We start from the raw sequence: 18097 nt of genomic DNA, 5'->3' as shown, positions 1-18097 counted from the left end.
ACTCCGTGGAGGCGGCCGCGCCGAGATTTCCGGTGCCGCCCGCCCCGGGGCCCGCCGGAGCAGCCGCGCCGGTCGTGGCGGTCGGAAAGGCCGCAAGGTCAGGGCGTGACTGGCTCGGGGCCCGACTCCGTGGAGGCGGCCGCGCCGAGATTTCCGGTGCCGCCCGCCCCGGGGCCCGCCGGAGCAGCCGCGCCGGTCGTGGCGGTCGTCTCGGGCGCCCCGGCCGATTCGTCGGCCTCGGCCGCCCCCTTGAGGAGGACCGAGAGGAGTCGTACCGCGCCGCGCTTGTGCAGCGGGTCGTTGCCGTTGCCGCACTTGGGGGACTGGATGCAGGACGGGCAACCGCCCTCGCACTCGCAGGAGGAGATGGCCTCGCGGGTCGCGGCCAGCCAGGACCGGGCCGTGTGGAAGGCACGTTCGGCGAAGCCCGCCCCGCCCGGGTGGCCGTCGTAGACGAACACGGTGGGCAGGAGCGTGTCGGGGTGGAGGGGGACGGAGACGCCGCCGATGTCCCAGCGGTCGCACGTGGCGAAGAGGGGGAGCATGCCGATCGAGGCGTGTTCGGCGGCGTGCAGGGCGCCGCCGAGGATCTCGGGCCCCACTCTGGCCGCGTCCAGCTGGTCCTCCGTGACCGTCCACCACACGGCGCGGGTGCGCAGCGTACGAGGAGGGAGGTCGAGTTTGGTCTCGCCGAGGACCTCGCCGGTGATCAGGCGGCGCCGGAGATAGCCGACGACCTGGTTGGTGACCTCGACCGAGCCGTAGCACAACCGGCCCTCGCCCCAAGGGACTTCGACGTCCGTCTCCAGGACGGAGATGGCCGTGGTGTCGCGGGCGGTGGTGGAGTACGTGGGGCTGGCGGGCGCGACCAGGGCGACGTTGTCGTCCAGGTCCAGGTCCTTGACGACGTAGGTGCGGCCCTGGTGGAGGTGGACCGCGCCGTCGTGGACCGTGGTGTGGGCCGAGGCCGCGTCGACGGTGCCCAGCAGGCGGCCGGTGCCGGCCTCGACGATCTGGACCGGGCTGCCGCCCTCGCCGCGGATGTCGGCCAGGTCGGCGGCGGACTCGCGGCGCGTCCAGTGCCAGGCCTTCGTGCCGCTGCGGCGGCGCAGCAGCTTCGCGGCCTCCAGCTGCGGGAGCAGTTCGCCGCTCGCCGGGCCGAACAGGGTGAAGTCCGGTTCCGTCAGCGGGAGTTCGGCTGCGGCGGCGCACAGGTGCGGGGCGAGGACGTACGGGTTGTCGGGGTCGAGGACCGTCGATTCGACCGGCTGGTCGAAGAGGGCCTCGGGGTGGTGGACCAGATAGGTGTCCAGCGGGTCGTCGCGGGCCACCAGCACCGCGAGGGCGCCCTGCCCGGAGCGGCCCGCGCGGCCCGCCTGTTGCCACAGGGAGGCGCGGGTGCCCGGGTAGCCGGCGATCACGACGGCGTCCAACCCCGAGACGTCGATGCCGAGTTCGAGGGCGGAGGTGGCGGCGAGGCCGAGGAGTTCGCCGGAGTGCAGGGCGGCTTCGAGGGCGCGGCGCTCCTCGGAGAGATAGCCGCCGCGGTAGGCGGCGACGCGGTGGACCAGCGAGCGGTCGACCTCGGCCAGCCGTTCCTGGGCGATCACCGAGATCAGCTCGGCGCCCCGCCGGGAGCGTACGAAGGCGACCGAGCGGACGCCCTGGACCGTGAGGTCGGTGAGCAGGTCCGCCGTCTCGGCGGTGGCGGTGCGCCGGACCGGGGCGCCCTTCTCGCCCCGCATCTCGGTGAGAGGGGGCTCCCAGAGGGCGAAGACGAGTTCGCCGCGGGGCGAGGCGTCGTCGGCGACCTCGACGACGGGCAGGCCGGTCAACCGGCGGGCCGCGACGGCCGGTTCCGCGGCCGTCGCCGAGGCCAGCAGGAAGACGGGCGACGATCCGTAGCGGGCGCACAGACGGCGCAGCCTGCGCAGGACCTGGGCGACGTGCGAGCCGAAGACGCCGCGATACGTGTGGCACTCGTCGATGACGACGTACTTGAGCGCCTTCAGGAAGGAGGACCAGCGGGCATGGGACGGCAATATGCCGCGGTGCAGCATGTCCGGGTTGGTCAGGACGTAGTTGCCGAACTGACGTACCCATTCGCGTTCCTCGAAGGGGGTGTCGCCGTCGTAGACCGCGGGACGGATCGCCGTACCCAGAGGTTGTGAAAGTTCCTTCACCGATCGGCACTGGTCCGCCGCGAGCGCCTTTGTCGGGGCGAGGTACAGGGTGGTCGCGCCGCGCCCGTTCGGCGCCTCGGATCCGTCGAGCAGCTGCGACAGGACCGGGACCAGATAGGCGAGGGACTTGCCGGAGGCCGTGCCCGTGGCGACGATCACCGATTCGCCGTCCAGGGCGTGCTCCGCCGCGCGTGCCTGGTGGGCCCAGGGGTGCTCGATGCCCGCTTCCTGCACAGCGGCGATGACCTCGGACCGGATCCGGTCCGGCCAGACTGCATGACGGCCGGGGCGAGGGGGCAAGTGCTCCGTATGAGTGATGCGCGCAGCCCTGCTCGGACCCGAGGCGAGCCGCTTCAGGACCGCCTCGGGAGAGGGTCGTGAGGCAGCGGACGCCGAGGGTCGTTCGGGTCGGTGATTCTTGGCCATCGGCACCGAGTGTGTCACTGGCGTGACGGACAATGCTTCCAAGGCGTCGTGCATGCCTGCTGGTAAGTGATTGAATGCCATCGCGGCTGGCGAACCGTCCCGGGGGATCAAGCCGAGGTATCCCCGAGGGGCGACCGCTCGATAGCAAGGTGCTGGAGGATCCGTGGACCTGTCCCTGTCGACCCGTACCGTCGGCGATCGTACGGTCGTCGAGGTCGGTGGCGAAATCGATGTATATACCGCGCCCAAGCTGCGCGAGCAGCTGGTCGAGCTGGTGAACGACGGCAGTTTCCACCTTGTCGTCGACATGGAGGGCGTGGACTTCCTCGACTCCACCGGGCTCGGCGTGCTGGTCGGCGGCCTCAAGCGTGTGCGGGCCCACGAGGGCTCGCTGCGCCTGGTCTGCAACCAGGAGCGCATTCTCAAGATCTTCCGGATCACGGGACTCACCAAGGTGTTCCCGATCCACACCTCGGTCGAGGAAGCCGTCGCGGCGACCGACTGACCCGGGTGATCCGGTAGAGACAAGGGGATCGGGCGGCTTTGGCCGGCCCGGTCCCCGAGAGCACGCCCGTACGTCCTGAGGGGGATGCATGGCCACCGTCGAACTCCGCTTCAGCCCTCTGCCCGAGCACGTCCGCACGGCCCGCCTCGTGGCGGCCGCGGTGGCGCGCAGGGCCGGCGTGGACGAGGCCGTGCTCGATGAGGTCAGGCTCGCCGTCGGTGAGGCCTGCACCCGCGCGGTGGGGCTGCACCAGAGCAGTGGTGTCCTGGCGCCGGTGCGCGTGGCGCTGATCGAGGAGGAGAAGCAGTTCTCCATCGAGGTCGGCGACGAGGCCCCGAGGGCGCCGCACTCCCCTGACACACCCGGCGGTGGTGCCGGCGGCTCCGCCGACGACCTAGAGGCGGAGGGCGAGGACGAGATGGGTCTCGCCGTCATCAGTGGTCTCGTGGACGACGTCGAGGTCACCGCGGACGAGAACGGCGGTCTTCTTCGGATGACCTGGCCGACCCCACCGGCCCCGCTGCTGCCGTAACGCCTGCGTAGCGTCCGCTCTTTTCGATCTCCCTTATCGATCTTTTCCTGACCCTGTCACCCCCGTGGTGAACAGGGTCTTTTTCTGTTTTTCCTAGATCGGTAATCAGTGACGATCATCGATAATGCCCAGAGGGCATTATCGGGCTTCTCCGGTGCTCATGTCGGTGACGAAGAACAATTCCGTTTGCGGCGCACTGTTTTGATCAGGTTCCGCTCCCTACAATCCGTCCACGTCTTGAGCTCAGTCCAAGCGTCAAGGAGGACGAATGGCGGAGCCCTCTACCCCCTCTCACCTCGCAGCCGCAGTTCTGACGGACGACAACCGTCTGATCGTCGTCGTCATCGCCGTCGTCGCACTCGCGGCGCTCGCCGTGGCCGGAGTCCTGGTGCGCCAGGTGCTCGCGGCAGGCGAGGGCACGGATTCCATGAAGAAGATCGCGGCCGCGGTCCAAGAAGGCGCGAAAGCGTATCTCGGACGGCAGTTGCGCACCCTCGGCGTATTCGCCGTCGTGGTGTTTTTCCTGCTCATGCTGCTTCCCGCGGACGATTGGAATCAGCGCGCCGGGCGTTCGATCTTCTTCTTGATCGGAGCGGTGTTCTCGGCGGTCACCGGCTATATCGGAATGTGGCTCGCGGTGCGCAGCAATGTGCGAGTGGCCGCCGCGGCCAGGGAAGCGACACCCGCGGAAGGCGAACCCGAAAAGGATCTCACTTCCGTCTCGCACCACGCCATGAAGATCGCTTTCCGTACGGGCGGCGTCGTCGGCATGTTCACGGTGGGCCTCGGTCTGCTCGGCGCCTCCGTCGTCGTGCTCGTCTACGCGGCCGACGCGCCCAAGGTCCTGGAGGGTTTCGGGCTCGGGGCCGCGCTGATCGCCATGTTCATGCGTGTCGGAGGCGGCATCTTCACCAAGGCCGCCGACGTCGGCGCCGACCTGGTCGGCAAGGTCGAGAAGGGCATTCCGGAGGACGATCCGCGCAATGCCGCGACCATCGCCGACAACGTGGGCGACAACGTCGGAGACTGCGCGGGGATGGCAGCCGACCTCTTCGAGTCGTACGCCGTCACGCTGGTCGCCGCGCTGATCCTCGGCAAGGCGGCGTTCGGTGACTCCGGGCTCGCGTTCCCGCTGATCGTGCCCGCGATCGGCGTCATCACGGCGATGATCGGCATCTTCGCGGTCGCGCCCCGCAGGTCCGACCGCTCCGGGATGAGCGCCATCAACCGCGGGTTCTTCATCTCCGCGGTGATCTCGCTGGTCCTCGTGGCCGTGGCCGTCTACACGTACCTGCCGGGCAAGTACAGCGACCTGGACGGGGTCACCGACGCGGCGATCCGCTCCCACAACGGTGATCCGCGGATCCTCGCGGTCGTCGCCGTGGCGATCGGCATCGTCCTCGCCGCGCTGATCCAGCAGCTCACCGGCTACTTCACCGAGACGACCCGGCGCCCGGTCAGGGACATCGGCAAGACGTCGCTGACCGGACCGGCGACCGTGGTGCTCGCGGGCATCTCCCTCGGCCTCGAATCGGCCGTCTACACGGCGGTGTTGATCGGGCTGGGCGTGTACGGGGCGTTCCTGCTCGGCGGCACGTCGATCATGCTCGCGCTTTTCGCGGTCGCACTGGCCGGCACCGGGCTGCTCACCACCGTCGGTGTCATCGTCGCCATGGACACCTTCGGCCCGGTCTCCGACAACGCGCAGGGCATCGCCGAGATGTCCGGCGACGTACAGGGCGCGGGCGCACAGGTGCTCACCGACCTGGACGCCGTCGGCAACACCACGAAGGCCATCACCAAGGGGATCGCCATCGCCACGGCCGTGCTCGCGGCCGCGGCGCTCTTCGGCTCGTACCGTGACGCGATCCTCACGGCGGCGAGCGACGTCGGGGAGAAGGTCGGCGACGGCGGGCCGATGAACCTGGTGATGGACATCTCGCAGCCCAACAACCTGGTGGGGCTCATCGCCGGAGCCGCGGTGGTGTTCCTCTTCTCCGGGCTCGCGATCAACGCCGTGTCCCGGTCGGCGGGTTCGGTGGTGTACGAGGTGCGCCGGCAGTTCCGCGAGCACCCCGGGATCATGGACTACACGGAGGAGCCGGAGTACGGCCGCGTCGTCGACATCTGCACGAAGGACGCGCTCAGGGAGCTGGCCACGCCCGGGCTGCTCGCGGTCATGGCGCCGATCGCCATCGGCTTCACGCTCGGAGTGGGCGCGCTCGGCGCCTACCTCGCCGGGGCCATCGGCACCGGCACCCTGATGGCGGTCTTCCTCGCCAACTCCGGCGGCGCGTGGGACAACGCGAAGAAGCTCGTCGAGGACGGGCACCACGGCGGGAAGGGCAGCGAGGCGCATGCCGCCACCGTCATCGGTGACACGGTCGGCGACCCGTTCAAGGACACCGCAGGGCCCGCCATCAACCCGCTGCTGAAGGTGATGAACCTCGTCGCGCTGCTCATCGCGCCCGCGGTGGTCAAGTTCAGCTACGGGGACGACGCGAGCGTGGCCGTGCGGGTCGTGGTCGCCGTCGTCTCGCTCGGCGTCATCATCGGCGCGGTGTACGTCTCCAAGAGGCGCGGCATCGCGGTCGGCGACGACGAGGACGACGACGAGCAGAAGCCGGGAAGGGTGCCGAAGCCGGCGGATCCGGCGGTGGAACCCTCCCGTACGTAGGTCCGGAACAGGTCCGATAGGTCCCTGAGTCCCCGAAGGACAGGACCAAGGTCCCAACAGGTGGGCGGGCAGCGACTCTTGACGAGCTGTCCGCCCACCGGCGCGTTCGCCCCGGTGCCGACCGCGACACACCTGTGGCGGCCGAACTTCTCTGGGATTTCTGCGTACTTCTTCCGTGAGCCTTCTCTCCCTTGGTGCAAATGGCTGCTAAAGGTCAATAAAGCGGTCCTTTCGGACGCCCGAGGTGCGATTGTCGTGTGCTCGGCGTGTAAGTTCCGGGGCCGAGAGCCATGGAAGGGACCGATCCGGTGAACAAGAAGCTTGCAGCCGCACTGTCCGGCGGTGCGGTACTGGTACTGGCGTTGTCGGGCTGCAGTGACGACAGCAACGACAAGCTGGACTCCTGGGCCAAGCAGGTCTGCGACGCGGTCCAGCCGCAGGCGAAGAAGATCGAGCAGGCCAACGCGGCGATCCAGAAGGAGACCTCGGACAACAGCTCGCCGGCCGACGTCCAGAAGACGGACTCCAAGGCGTTCCAGGACATGTCCGACGCGTACAAGGCGATCGGCGACGCCGTCGACAGCGCGGGCGCCCCGGACGTCGACGACGGCAAGACCAAGCAGCAGAACGCCGTCACGGAGCTGGACAAGATCTCGACGTCGTACGCCGGCCTGAAGAAGCAGGTCGACAAGCTCGACACCGACGACCAGGCGAAGTTCGCCGAAGGTCTCAAGGGCATCGCGGGCGAGCTGGACAAGCTGAGCCAGAGCGGGAGCGACGCCCTGAAGAACCTGGAGGAGGGCGACGTGGGCAAGGCGATGGCCAAGCAGGAGAGCTGCAAGAGCGCTTCCGCCACGCCGTCGGCCTCGTAGGCACGACCTCTCTTCTCGGCGCCCTCGGGGCCGCGGTTCCTCCGCGGCCCCGAGGGCGCCGTCGTTCCGCCGGAACCCCGGGCCCGGCACCCGGCACCCCCGCACCCGGCCGCGCGCCGGAGGGGTCGCTGCCCACCTGTTCCGCCGTGCGGAATGCCTGCCCACAGCGGGTAACAATGGGGGTGTGAGTTCTACTGCCGCCGCCCTGCCCACCGCTGACCGCCACGACGTCGCCGCCGCGTTGCGCGACGCCCTGCTCCGCGCCGAGTTCACCTCCGACGGACTGCTCGACCTGCTCGGGGCGCCCGCCTACGCGGCGCTCGCGCGCAGCGAGACCGTGCCCGCGCTGCGCGCCACCCGGGGCGACTCCCCGCTGGAGACGCTCGTCCGGCTCTTCCTGCTGCAGCAGCCCGTGCCGCGCGCCCGTCTCGCCGAGGTGCTGCCGCTGGACGCGTGCCTGGACGGCGGCTGGCTGCGGCCGAGCGGCGACGAGGTGGCCGCGGTCGTGGACGTACGCCCGTACGGCGGGCCCGACGGCGAGGACTGGTACATCGTCTCCGACCTCGGGTGCGCGGTCGGCGGCGCCGGCGGCATCGGCAGCCGCGAGGAGGGCGTCGTGCTCGGGGTCGGCGGGGCGTCCATGACGCTCGCCGGGATCACCGTCCGCACGCCGGTCGCCTCGGCGCTCGACCTCGGCACCGGCTCCGGGATCCAGGCCCTGCACGCGGCGCAGCACGCCACGCAGGTCACCGCGACCGACCTCAACTCCCGCGCCCTGCACATCACCGCGCTGACGCTCGCACTGTCCGGGGTGCGCGCCGCTGACCTGCGCGAGGGCTCGCTGTACGAACCGGTGGGCGAGGCGACGTACGACCTGATCGTGTCGAACCCGCCCTTCGTGATCTCGCCGGGTGCGCGCCTGACGTACCGGGACGGCGGCATGGGCGGGGACGATCTGTGCCGCACGCTCGTTCAGGGAGCGGGGGAGCACCTGAACGAGGGGGGTTACGCGCAGTTCCTCGCCAACTGGCAGCACGTGGACGGGGAGGAGTGGACCGAGCGGCTGCGCTCGTGGGTGCCGCGCGGCTGCGACGCCTGGATCGTGCAGCGCGAGGTGCAGGACGTCACGCAGTACGCCGAGCTGTGGCTGCGCGACGCCGGTGACCACCGCACGGACCCGGCCGAGTACGCGGCCCGGTACGACGCGTGGCTCGACGAGTTCGAGGCGCACAAGGTGAGGTCCGTCGGCTTCGGCTGGATCACGCTCCGCAAGGCGGCCGCCGCGCACGCCGAGCCGTCGGTCGTCGTCGAGGAATGGCCGCACCCCGTCGAGCAGCCGCTCGGGGAAGCGGTGCGGGCGCACTTCGCACGGGTCGACTGGTTGCGCACGCACGACGACGCGGCGCTGCTGGAGGCGTCGTTCCGCCTCTCCGGGGAGGTCGTGCAGGAGCAGGTCGGCCTGCCGGGCGCCGAGGACCCCGAGCACGTCGTGCTGCGCCAGGGGCGCGGCATGCGCCGGGCGACGAAGGTGGACACGGTCGGCGCCGGGTTCGCGGGCGTCTGCGACGGGACGCTGAGCGCCGGGCGGATCCTGGACGCCATCGCGCAACTCATGGGCGAGGAGCCGGTGTTGCTGCGCGACCGCACCCCGGCGCAGATCCGCACGCTCGTCGAGCAGGGCTTCCTGGAGCCCGTCGCGGACACCGCCGGATAGCTGCTCTTCGCCTTGCGGCGCCCCGGAGTTCACCCGGGGTTCCCCCGCCCCTGCCAGCGTCACCGCCTGGGCGGTCGAAGCGTCCCTGAGGGCGGTCGGGAGGCAAGGCGATGGAGAGTGCACCTGCGGTCTTCGCGGGCACGGTGTTCGCGTTGTTCGGCGCGGGACTCGTGGTGTGGACGGGGGCGCGCACGGCGCACCGGCAGCCGGTGGCGCACGGCGCACGCCCGGTGGCGTCGGCGGTGCTCGCCGGGTCGGCCGGGGTGGTCTGTCTGGCGCTCGCGGTGTGGTGTTTCGGCCAGGTGTGACGCGCGTTCAGCACCCGGTGCGCGTACGGCGGTACGCGTGCGCAAGGGTGCCCGCGGTGGTGACGGCGATGCCCGCCCCGGAACGTTCCGGGGCGGGCATCGGTGTGTCGCGGGAGGGCGGGACTCAGCCGCGCAGCACGCGACCCTGGCTGTCGGTGCGGTCGTTGCTCGTCCAGAACAGGATCGCGTCGATCAGGGCCCAGATGCCGAGGCCACCGCAGGTGAACAGCTGGGCGAGGGCGACACCGGTGTTGCCGACGTAGAAGCGGCCGATGCCGAGGTAGCCCAGGAAGAACTGCAGGATGCCCGCGACGACCTTCGACTTCTCGGAGTACGGGCGGCCCTGCGGGTCGTAGCCGAACGGGGCGTTGGGGTCGGCGGCGCCGGGCTGAGCGGGGTAGGACATGGCGGATTGCTCCTCGGGGACGGGAAGCGGGCGCGGTGGGGCCACGCACCTGAGCGGATGTATGAGGCGGACGCGCCGGCGGGGGACATGGCGTGGCCTCGGAAAACCCAAAGTTAAAGCAGAGGTCAACGGGACGGCAGGTCTGGCCCGGATCGTGGCGGGTTTGTGACCTGTGCGCCGTCTGTACTGGTTGACGGTCCGTCAGGCGACGTTGCGCGCAACCGTCCAGGCGACCGCGACGAGCAGGATCGCCGCCTGCGTACGCCGGGTGAACGACGGGCGCCAGCGGCGCCCGCGCAGGCCCTCGAAGGCCCAACGGCCGAGCAGCGCCAGGGCGAACGGCGCGCTCAGCAGCAGCGCGCGGTTGTCGTGCCAGGCCGCGGCGAACTGGCCGTGCAGCAGGTCGTACACCATGCGCGTCCCGCCGCAGGCCGGGCAGAGCAGCCCGGTGACGAGACGGAAGGGGCAGCGCGGCAGCCAGTGGCCCGGCTCGTGCGGGTCGGTGCCGTACAGATAGAGAGTGCCCGCGAGCCCGGCGGCCAGTACCCCGATGGGTGCCGCCGCCGGGTGCCGCAGAGCGGGCGGCAGGCGGTCAGCCGCGCAGGACACGGCCGTTGGCGTCCGTGGTGTTGTTGCTGGTCAGCAGGATGATTCCGTCGATCAGCGCCCAGATGCCGAAGCCACCGCAGGTGAACAGCTGGGCGAGGCCCATGCCGACGTTGCCGATGTAGAAGCGGCCGACGCCGAGGTAGCCCAGGAAGAGCTGCAGGACGCCTGCGACGATCTTCGACTTGTCGGAGTACGGGCGGCCGTAGGGGTCGTAGCCGTAGGGAGCGTTCGGGTCGTAGCCCATCGGCATGCCGGGCTGGGGCGGGTAGCCGCCGGGGGCGCCGCCGGGGTACCCGTAACCGGGCTGCTGCGCGCCCTGCTGCGGGTAGCCGTACCCCGGCGCGCCCTGCTGCTGGCCGTAAGGGTCCTGCGGCGGCTGCTGGCCGTACGGGTTCGGGTCCTGCGGGGGCTGCTGGCCGTAGGGGTTGCTGTCGGACATCGGGTACTCCTGGATGGGGATGCCGTCGGGGACGTGCCGGAGGCTCCCCTTGGGCTCCCCCAGCCTTCCGCCATCTTGTCAGGGCCGGATAAGGGTGGGGAGCGAGGGCGACGAACAGCAGCCCAATCGGAACGCTCGTGACAGGAACGTGGCACACACAGTGATTCCCGCGGTACCCGGAGGCGAGGCGTCCGCTCCCCGGTCCGGGGGCAGGATCACGAGGAGTCGGGTTACCGTTCCGAGTGGCTGCTGCGTGCTTTTCCCGTTTGACACACCGGCGGGAGGTACCGTCACACTCCGCAGCAGTGCTGTACCGAAGCAGAGATACGGCCCCGAACCCCGACCGGAGAGAAGAGCGAAGTTGTCCCCGACCAGCGAGACCGCACAGGGCGGCCGCCGACTCGTCATCGTCGAGTCGCCCGCCAAGGCGAAGACGATCAAGGGCTATCTCGGCCCTGGGTACGTCGTCGAAGCGAGCGTCGGGCACATCCGCGACCTCCCCAGCGGCGCGGCCGAGGTCCCCGAGAAGTACACGGGTGAGGTCCGCCGCCTCGGCGTCGACGTCGAGCACGACTTCCAGCCCATCTATGTCGTCAACGCCGACAAGAAGGCGCAGGTCAAGAAGCTCAAGGACCTGCTGAAGGACTCCGACGAACTCTTCCTGGCCACCGATGAGGACCGCGAGGGCGAAGCCATCGCGTGGCACCTCCTGGAGGTCCTGAAGCCCAAGGTCCCCGTCCACCGGATGGTCTTCCACGAGATCACCAAGGACGCGATCCGCGCCGCCGTCGCCAACCCGCGCGAGCTCAACACGCGCATGGTCGACGCCCAGGAGACCCGCCGCATCCTCGACCGCCTCTACGGCTACGAGGTCTCGCCGGTCCTGTGGAAGAAGGTCATGCCGCGTCTGTCGGCCGGCCGCGTCCAGTCGGTCGCCACCCGCCTCGTCGTCGAGCGGGAGCGCGAGCGCATCGCCTTCCGCTCCGCCGAGTACTGGGACCTGACCGGCACCTTCGCGACGGGCCGCGCCGGCGACCCGTCCGACCCGTCCTCCCTGGTCGCCCGCCTGTCCGCGGTCGACGGCAAGCGCATCGCGCAGGGCCGCGACTTCGACTCGCTCGGCCAGATCAAGGGCGGCAACTCGGCGAACACCCTGCACCTGGACGAGGCGAACGCGCGAGCGCTCGCCGCCGCCCTCCAGGACACGTCGTTCGCCGTCCGCTCGGTCGAGTCCAAGCCGTACCGCCGCTCGCCGTATGCGCCGTTCCGTACGACGACGATGCAGCAGGAGGCCTCGCGCAAGCTGGGCTTCGGTGCGAAGGCGACCATGCAGGTGGCCCAGAAGCTGTACGAGAACGGCTTCATCACCTATATGCGTACGGACTCCACGACCCTCTCGGACACGGCGGTCTCCGCCGCCCGTGCCCAGGTCACGCAGCTGTACGGCGCCGACTACCTGCCGGACAAGCCGCGCACGTACGCGGGCAAGGTCAAGAACGCGCAGGAGGCGCACGAGGCGATCCGTCCCTCGGGCGACCGCTTCCGCACGCCCGCCGAGACCGGCCTGACCGGCGACCAGTTCCGTCTCTACGAGCTCATCTGGAAGCGCACCGTCGCCTCCCAGATGAAGGACGCGGTCGGCAACAGCGTCACCGTCAAGATCGCGGGCACCTCCGCCGACGGCCGCGACGCCGAGTTCAGCGCGTCCGGCAAGACCATCACCTTCCACGGCTTCCTCAAGGCCTACGTCGAGGGCGCGGACGACCCGAACGCGGAACTGGACGACCGCGAGCGCCGGCTGCCGCAGGTCTCCGAGGGCGACGCGCTGTCCGCCGAGGAGATCTCGGTCGACGGCCACGCGACCAAGCCGCCGGCCCGCTACACCGAGGCCTCGCTGGTCAAGGAGCTGGAAGAGCGCGAGATCGGCCGCCCGTCGACGTACGCGTCGATCATCGGCACGATCCTCGACCGCGGCTACGTCTTCAAGAAGGGGACGGCACTCGTGCCCTCCTTCTTGTCGTTCGCCGTCGTCAACCTCCTGGAGAAGCACTTCGGGCGGCTCGTCGACTACAGCTTCACCGCGTCCATGGAGGACGACCTCGACCGCATCGCGCGGGGCGAGGCGCAGGCCGTGCCGTGGCTGAGGCGCTTCTACTTCGGCGAGGGCGACGGCTCCGGCGGCGCCGCCGACGCGGGCAACGGTGACGGTGATCACCTCGGCGGCCTCAAGGAGCTCGTCACCGACCTGGGCGCGATCGACGCCCGCGAGGTGTCCTCCTTCCCGGTCGGCAGCGACATCGTGCTGCGCGTCGGGCGCTACGGCCCCTACGTCGAGCGCGGCGAGCGCGACTCCGAGAACCACCAGCGCGCCGACGTCCCCGAGGACCTGGCGCCGGACGAGCTCTCGGTCGAGTACGCCGAGGAACTGCTCGCCAAGCCGAGCGGCGACTTCGAGCTGGGCACCGACCCGGCCACCGGCCGCCAGATCATCGCCAAGGACGGGCGCTACGGGCCGTACGTCACCGAGGTGCTCCCCGAGGGCACCCCGAAGACCGGCAAGAACGCCGTCAAGCCGCGTACCGCCTCGCTCTTCAAGACCATGTCGCTCGACACGGTGACGCTGGACGACGCCCTGAAGCTGATGTCGCTGCCGCGCGTGGTGGGCGCCGACGCCGAGGGCGTCGAGATCACCGCGCAGAACGGCCGGTACGGCCCGTACCTGAAGAAGGGCACGGACTCCCGGTCGCTGACGGCCGAGGAGCAGCTCTTCACCATCACGCTGGAAGAGGCGCTGGAGATCTACTCCCAGCCCAAGCAGCGCGGGCGCGCGGCCGCCAAGCCGCCGCTGAAGGAGCTGGGCACCGACCCGGTCAGCGAGAAGCCCGTCGTCGTGAAGGACGGCCGCTTCGGCGCGTACGTCACCGACGGCGAGACCAACGCGACGCTGCGGGCGGCCGACTCCGTCGAGGACATCACGCCGGAGCGCGGGTACGAGCTCCTCGCGGAGAAGCGGGCCAAGGGCCCGGCCAAGAAGACCGCGAAGAAGGCCGCGGCCAAGAAGGCACCCGCCAAGAAGACGGCAGCGAAGAAGACCGCCGCCAAGAAGACGGCTGCCAAGACGACCACCGCGAAGAAGACCGCCGCCAAGAAGGCACCCGCCAAGAAGACGGCGGCTCCGGCGGAGCAGTAGGAGTACGCGGGCCGCCTACATGTAGGCGGTTTGTGGCTTACGTAGACGGGCGCTTCCAGGGATCGGTCCCCGGAAGCGCCCGTTTGTTCGGACGCGCCTTCGATGTGCGGGTGGCGCCCGATAGGCTGGACGAATGACCCGTGCCGAGCAGCCAACGGCCCCCCACACGGCCCCAGACGACGCCCTGGTAGCGGACTCCCGAGAGCGCGCCGTGCGCGCGCTGTTGCGTGTACCTCAGTTGAAGCGACTGTGGTCCGCGCAGCTCGTCGGCGGAGTAGGTGATGTGCTCGGGCTGCTTGTGCTCGTGGTGCTCGCGCTGCAGGCGGCCATCTCCGAGGGTTCGTTCGGCGGTGGGTACCGGGGCGTGGCCGTCGCGGTCGCCGTCGTGTTCGGGGCGCGCATCCTGTCGACGCTGCTGTTCGGCGCCGTCCTGCTCGGACCGCTGACCTCGCTGACCGCACCGGGCGGGCCCCTCGACCGGCGCTGGACCATGGTCGGCGCCGACGGACTGCGGGCCGCGCTGCTCATCGTCGCCCCGCTGTGGATCGACTGGACTCCGGACAACGCGCTGGCGCTGATCCTCGTCACGGCCTTCGTCATCGGGGTCGCCGAGCGGTTCTGGACCGTCGCCAAGGAGAGCGCGGCGCCCGCGCTGCTGCCCGCGCCGCCCCTGGAGGGCGCGGCCGTGCGGCCGCTGCCGGACCACATGGACGCGCTGCGGCGGCTGTCGCTGCGCACCGGATTCGTCGCGATCCCGCTGGCCGCGACCGTGCTCGTGGCCGTGACGCTGGTGCAGAACCTGATCGGGGCGGGCGTCGACTGGTTCGCGCTGCACCAGGTCGCCCTGTCGTCGTACGTGGGCGCCGGGCTCTTCGCCGCGTCGCTGTCTGTCGTCTTCTTCCTCGAACTTCCGGCCACGCAGACCCCGCGCACGCGCTCGCCGCTCGAAGGACTGCGCCGCCCCAAGACCGGCAGCGGAGTCGACAAGGGCCGCACCGGCGCGATCCCGCTGCTCGTGCTCGCCTGCGGCGCCGTCGCCGGGGCCGTCTCGGCAGCCGTCGCCGTGTCCGTGCTGCAGGCCAAGGACCTGGGCGGCGGACCGGTCACGTTCGGGCTGCTCGTGCTCGGCCTGACCGGCGGCACCGTGATCGGGATCCGGTGCGCGCCCACCGTTCTGCCGGCCCTGTCGCGCCGCCGGCTGCTCGCGCTCGTCCTCGCGCTGACCGGCATCGCACTGCTGGCCGCCGGGCTCGTCCCGGACGTGACCAGCGTGATCCTGCTCGTCACGCTGGCCGGGGTCGCCGCCGGCGTCGCCGCCAACACCGGGCACGCGCTGCTGGACCAGGAGACCGAGGAGTACCGGCGGGCCCGCACCACCGAACACCTGCAGGCCGTCGCCCGCGTCGGCGTCGCGCTCGGCGCCCTGCTCGCGCCGTTGCTCGCCGCGCTGATCGGGCCGCACCGCCTGGAGAACGGCAAGTTCGTGTTCGCCCACGGAGGCGCCGCGTTCACGCTGATGCTGGTCGGCGCGCTGCTGCTGCCCGTCGCCGCGCTCGTCCTCGCCAAGGCCGACGACCGCAGCGGCGTACCCCTGCGGCACGACCTGAAGGACGCCCTGCTCGGCGGGAACGACCCGGCGCAGGCCCCGGCCACGACCGGCTTCTTCATCGCCCTGGAGGGCGGTGACGGCGCCGGCAAGTCGACGCAGGCCGAAGCGCTGGCCGAGTGGATCCGCGGCAAGGGGCACGAGGTCGTCGTCACGCGCGAGCCCGGGGCGACCCCGGTCGGCAAGCGGCTGCGCTCGATCCTGCTCGACGTGTCGAGCGCCGGTCTGTCGCACCGCGCCGAGGCGCTGCTGTACGCGGCCGACCGCGCCGAGCACGTCGACACCGTCGTACGGCCCGCCCTGGAGCGCGGCGCCGTCGTCATCTCCGACCGCTACATCGACTCGTCCGTCGCCTACCAGGGCGCGGGCCGCGACCTGTCGCCGGTCGAGGTCTCCCGGATCAACCGCTGGGCCACCAGCGGCCTCGTACCGCACCTGACGGTCCTCCTCGACGTCGACCCCGAGGCCGCGCGCGAGCGGTTCACCGAGGCGCCGGACCGGCTGGAGTCGGAGCCGATGGAGTTCCACGCGCGCGTGCGCGCCGGTTTCCTGACGCTGGCCGCGGGCGACCCCGGCCGCTACCTCGTCGTCGACGCGGGCCAGGAGCCGGAGGCGGTCACCACCGTCGTACGGCACCGTCTCGACGTACTTCTTCCGCTCTCCGAAGCCGAGATCAAGGCGCAGGAGGAGGCCCGCAAGGCCGCGGAGGAAGAAGCCCGGCGCAAGGCCGAGGAAGAGGCGCGGCGCAAGGCCGAGGAGGAGCGGGTCGAGCGCGAGCGCCAGGAGCAGATCGCCAAACTCCGCGCCGAGGAGGAGGAGCGCAAGCGCCGCGAGCTGGAGGAAGCGCAGCGCATCGAGGCCGAGCGGCAGGCCGAGGAGGCCCGCCAGCGTGCCGAGGAGGCGCGTAAGAAGGCCGAGATCGAGCAGGCCCGGTTGCTCGCCGAGGAGCGGCAGCGCGCCGTCGAGGAAGAGCGTCGCCGCAAACAGGCCGAGGAGGAGGCGCGGCTGCGCGCCGAGGCCGAGGAACGGCGCGTGGAGAAGCAGCGCAAGGCCGAGGAGGCGTTGCTGCGTGCCGAGGAGGCACGGCGGCTCGCGGCCGCCGCCTCCCAGGCCGCGCAAGCGGCGCAGACGGCGCGGGCCGCGACGTCTTCCGCGGCTTCCCCTGCTGCTTCGGCGCCCCCCGCACCGGACAACGAGACGACGCTGGCGACGCCGATCGTGCGCCCCGAGCCGTCGCCGGCCGACGAGACCGCGGTCCTGCCGCCGGTCCGGGACGCCGACGAGACCGCGGTGCTGCCGCCGGTCCGGGACGCAGAGGAGACCGCGGTGCTGCCGCCCGTACGGGACGCGGAGGAGACGGCGCAGCTGCCGCGTCCGCCGGCCGGTGCCGCGGACGAGACGGCCGTGCTTCCGCAGGTTCCGGACAACAGGACCGACAGCAGGACCGACAGCAGGACCGAAGGGCGGTCCGAGGGGCGGTCCCAGGGTCGGTCGGAGGGCCGGTCCGAGGACAAGGTGCCGCCGGGGTACTTCCGCGACGAGCGGTCCGCGCCCCAGGACAGCGCGGCCGACCGTACGGCGGAGCTGCCGCAGGTCGACGAGGAGGGCCGGCCGCGGCGCCGCCCCCGCCCGGACTGGGCGGAGGAGACGCCGCTGGACGATCTGCCGTCGCTGGCCGACGAATTGCTGGGCGGCCAGGACGACGACGAGGGCGACGGCCGGCGCCGGTCCTAGAACGTCCCGGGGCGGTCAGGACTGTCAGGGCGTCCCAGTGCGGCTGGGGCGTCCTGGGGTCGGACGGCAGCCGGGCGCCGGACAGGCCTCAGGGGGCGAGGCGCAGCTCCACCCAGTCGACGGTGTCGCCGTCGAGGCGGTAGCGGTCGACCTCGACCGTGAACCCGGTGCGCCGGGCGAAGCTCAGGCCCGCCGTGTTCGAGGTGAGCACGACCGTCTCGATCTCCCGGGCCCCCAGGGCGCGGGCCGCGGCGAGGCCCCGCTCGTACAGGACCGTGCCGAAGCCGCGCCCGCGGTGGGCCGCCAGGACCCGCGAGATGACCATGCCCACGCCGTCGTCCTTCGGGGTGCGCACGGTAGAGCAGCCCACGAGGACGTCCCCGGCGTAGGCGACCTCCAGGACGTTGCGCCCGGCACGCTCGCGGACGTCGTCGGCGGACAGCCGCGCGGAGTCGACCGGCACGACCGTGTTGTGCACGTGCTGCCAGTCGTTGACGAGCGCGGCGGGAGAGTCACTGGTCAGAGGCTCGATGCGCAGCTGGGTACGCGGGTCGGTAGGTGCGTCGGTACGCGGGCCGGTACGTGAATCGGTATGCGGGTCTGGAAGCGGATCGGTACGTGAATCGGTCATCGCCGTATCCAACGATGTCAGTGGGGCCCGGCACAATGGCGGGAGCTTGAGAAAGGGCGGTGTCCGCATGGCCGTATGGGACGACCTGGTCGGTCAGGAGCGCGTGGTCGAGACGCTGAGTGCGGCCGCGCGGGACGCGGACGCCCTGGTGACCTCCGCCGGGGCCGGCACCCCGCCGTCCGCGGCGTCGAGCATGACGCACGCCTGGCTGTTCACGGGGCCGCCCGGAGCGGGCCGGGTCACCGCGGCGCGGGCCTTCGCGGCC

13 protein-coding genes and 1 pseudogene are annotated in these 18097 nt (G+C 71.3%); 9 read left to right on the top strand and 5 right to left on the bottom strand.

Annotated elements, in window-relative coordinates:
- Nucleotides 1–98: 98 nt before the first annotated feature.
- Nucleotides 99–2690 (bottom strand): DEAD/DEAH box helicase, encoded by a 2592-nt coding sequence (locus G3I40_RS22075; RefSeq protein ID WP_164303867.1) that lies wholly within the window; start codon nucleotides 2688–2690, stop codon nucleotides 99–101.
- A gap of 82 nt (nucleotides 2691–2772) precedes the next feature.
- Between G3I40_RS22075 and bldG the strand changes: the two genes are divergently transcribed.
- The 6 genes from bldG to G3I40_RS22045 all read left to right on the top strand — a co-directional run bounded on the left by bldG (nucleotide 2773) and on the right by G3I40_RS22045 (nucleotide 9217).
- Nucleotides 2773–3114, top strand: coding sequence for an anti-sigma factor antagonist BldG (bldG, locus tag G3I40_RS22070; RefSeq protein ID WP_003975386.1), 342 nt, complete (start codon nucleotides 2773–2775; stop codon nucleotides 3112–3114).
- Between the two features lie 88 nt (nucleotides 3115–3202).
- A complete protein-coding gene (locus G3I40_RS22065; RefSeq protein WP_164303866.1) occupies nucleotides 3203–3646 on the top strand; it encodes an ATP-binding protein in 444 nt (147 codons plus the stop codon).
- Between the two features lie 268 nt (nucleotides 3647–3914).
- Nucleotides 3915–6323, top strand: coding sequence for a sodium-translocating pyrophosphatase (locus tag G3I40_RS22060; RefSeq protein WP_164303865.1), 2409 nt, complete (start codon nucleotides 3915–3917; stop codon nucleotides 6321–6323).
- 290 nt (nucleotides 6324–6613) lie between these two features.
- The gene (locus tag G3I40_RS22055) at nucleotides 6614–7195 is read left to right on the top strand and encodes a small secreted protein (RefSeq protein ID WP_164303864.1); all 582 of its coding nucleotides are present in this window, start codon (nucleotides 6614–6616) and stop codon (nucleotides 7193–7195) included.
- 184 nt (nucleotides 7196–7379) lie between these two features.
- Entirely contained in the window at nucleotides 7380–8909 is a 1530-nt protein-coding gene (locus tag G3I40_RS22050; RefSeq protein WP_164303863.1) for a methyltransferase, read from the top strand.
- A 110-nt stretch (nucleotides 8910–9019) separates the two neighbouring features.
- Complete coding sequence (locus G3I40_RS22045) at nucleotides 9020–9217, top strand: hypothetical protein (protein ID WP_164303862.1); 198 nt, start codon at nucleotides 9020–9022, stop codon at nucleotides 9215–9217.
- 124 nt (nucleotides 9218–9341) lie between these two features.
- Here the strand turns inward: G3I40_RS22045 and G3I40_RS22040 are convergent, their stop codons facing one another.
- The 3 genes from G3I40_RS22040 to G3I40_RS22030 form a co-directional block, all read right to left on the bottom strand.
- A complete protein-coding gene (locus G3I40_RS22040; protein ID WP_164303861.1) occupies nucleotides 9342–9623 on the bottom strand; it encodes a TM2 domain-containing protein in 282 nt (93 codons plus the stop codon).
- A gap of 201 nt (nucleotides 9624–9824) precedes the next feature.
- A complete protein-coding gene (locus tag G3I40_RS22035; protein ID WP_164303860.1) occupies nucleotides 9825–10232 on the bottom strand; it encodes a DUF2752 domain-containing protein in 408 nt (135 codons plus the stop codon).
- Complete coding sequence (locus G3I40_RS22030) at nucleotides 10216–10671, bottom strand: TM2 domain-containing protein (protein WP_164303859.1); 456 nt, start codon at nucleotides 10669–10671, stop codon at nucleotides 10216–10218. The genes G3I40_RS22035 and G3I40_RS22030 overlap by 17 nt, the downstream gene beginning before the upstream one ends.
- A 361-nt stretch (nucleotides 10672–11032) precedes the next feature.
- On the opposite strand from G3I40_RS22030, the gene topA reads away from it, so the two are divergent.
- Nucleotides 11033–13861: a type I DNA topoisomerase gene (gene topA, locus G3I40_RS22025; protein WP_164303858.1), complete on the top strand. Its 2829-nt coding sequence runs from the start codon at nucleotides 11033–11035 to the stop codon at nucleotides 13859–13861.
- A 133-nt stretch (nucleotides 13862–13994) separates the two neighbouring features.
- Nucleotides 13995–17201 carry a dTMP kinase gene (gene tmk, locus G3I40_RS22020; protein ID WP_164303857.1) on the top strand — a complete coding sequence of 1069 codons (3207 nt, stop codon included), beginning with the start codon at nucleotides 13995–13997 and terminating at the stop codon, nucleotides 17199–17201.
- Between the two features lie 88 nt (nucleotides 17202–17289).
- Here the strand turns inward: tmk and G3I40_RS22015 are convergent, their stop codons facing one another.
- Nucleotides 17290–17832, bottom strand: coding sequence for a GNAT family N-acetyltransferase (locus G3I40_RS22015; protein ID WP_164303856.1), 543 nt, complete (start codon nucleotides 17830–17832; stop codon nucleotides 17290–17292).
- Nucleotides 17833–17899: 67 nt separating this feature from the next.
- On the opposite strand from G3I40_RS22015, the pseudogene G3I40_RS22010 reads away from it, so the two are divergent.
- Nucleotides 17900–18097 (top strand): annotated as a pseudogene (locus G3I40_RS22010) (DNA polymerase III subunit delta'); the annotation flags it as partial.

The organism is Streptomyces sp. SID14478 (genome assembly GCF_010548525.1).
GTDB lineage: Bacteria > Actinomycetota > Actinomycetes > Streptomycetales > Streptomycetaceae > Streptomyces.
Note: the sequence above shows the minus strand (reverse complement) of the source record. Positions and strands in the feature narration are given on the sequence as shown.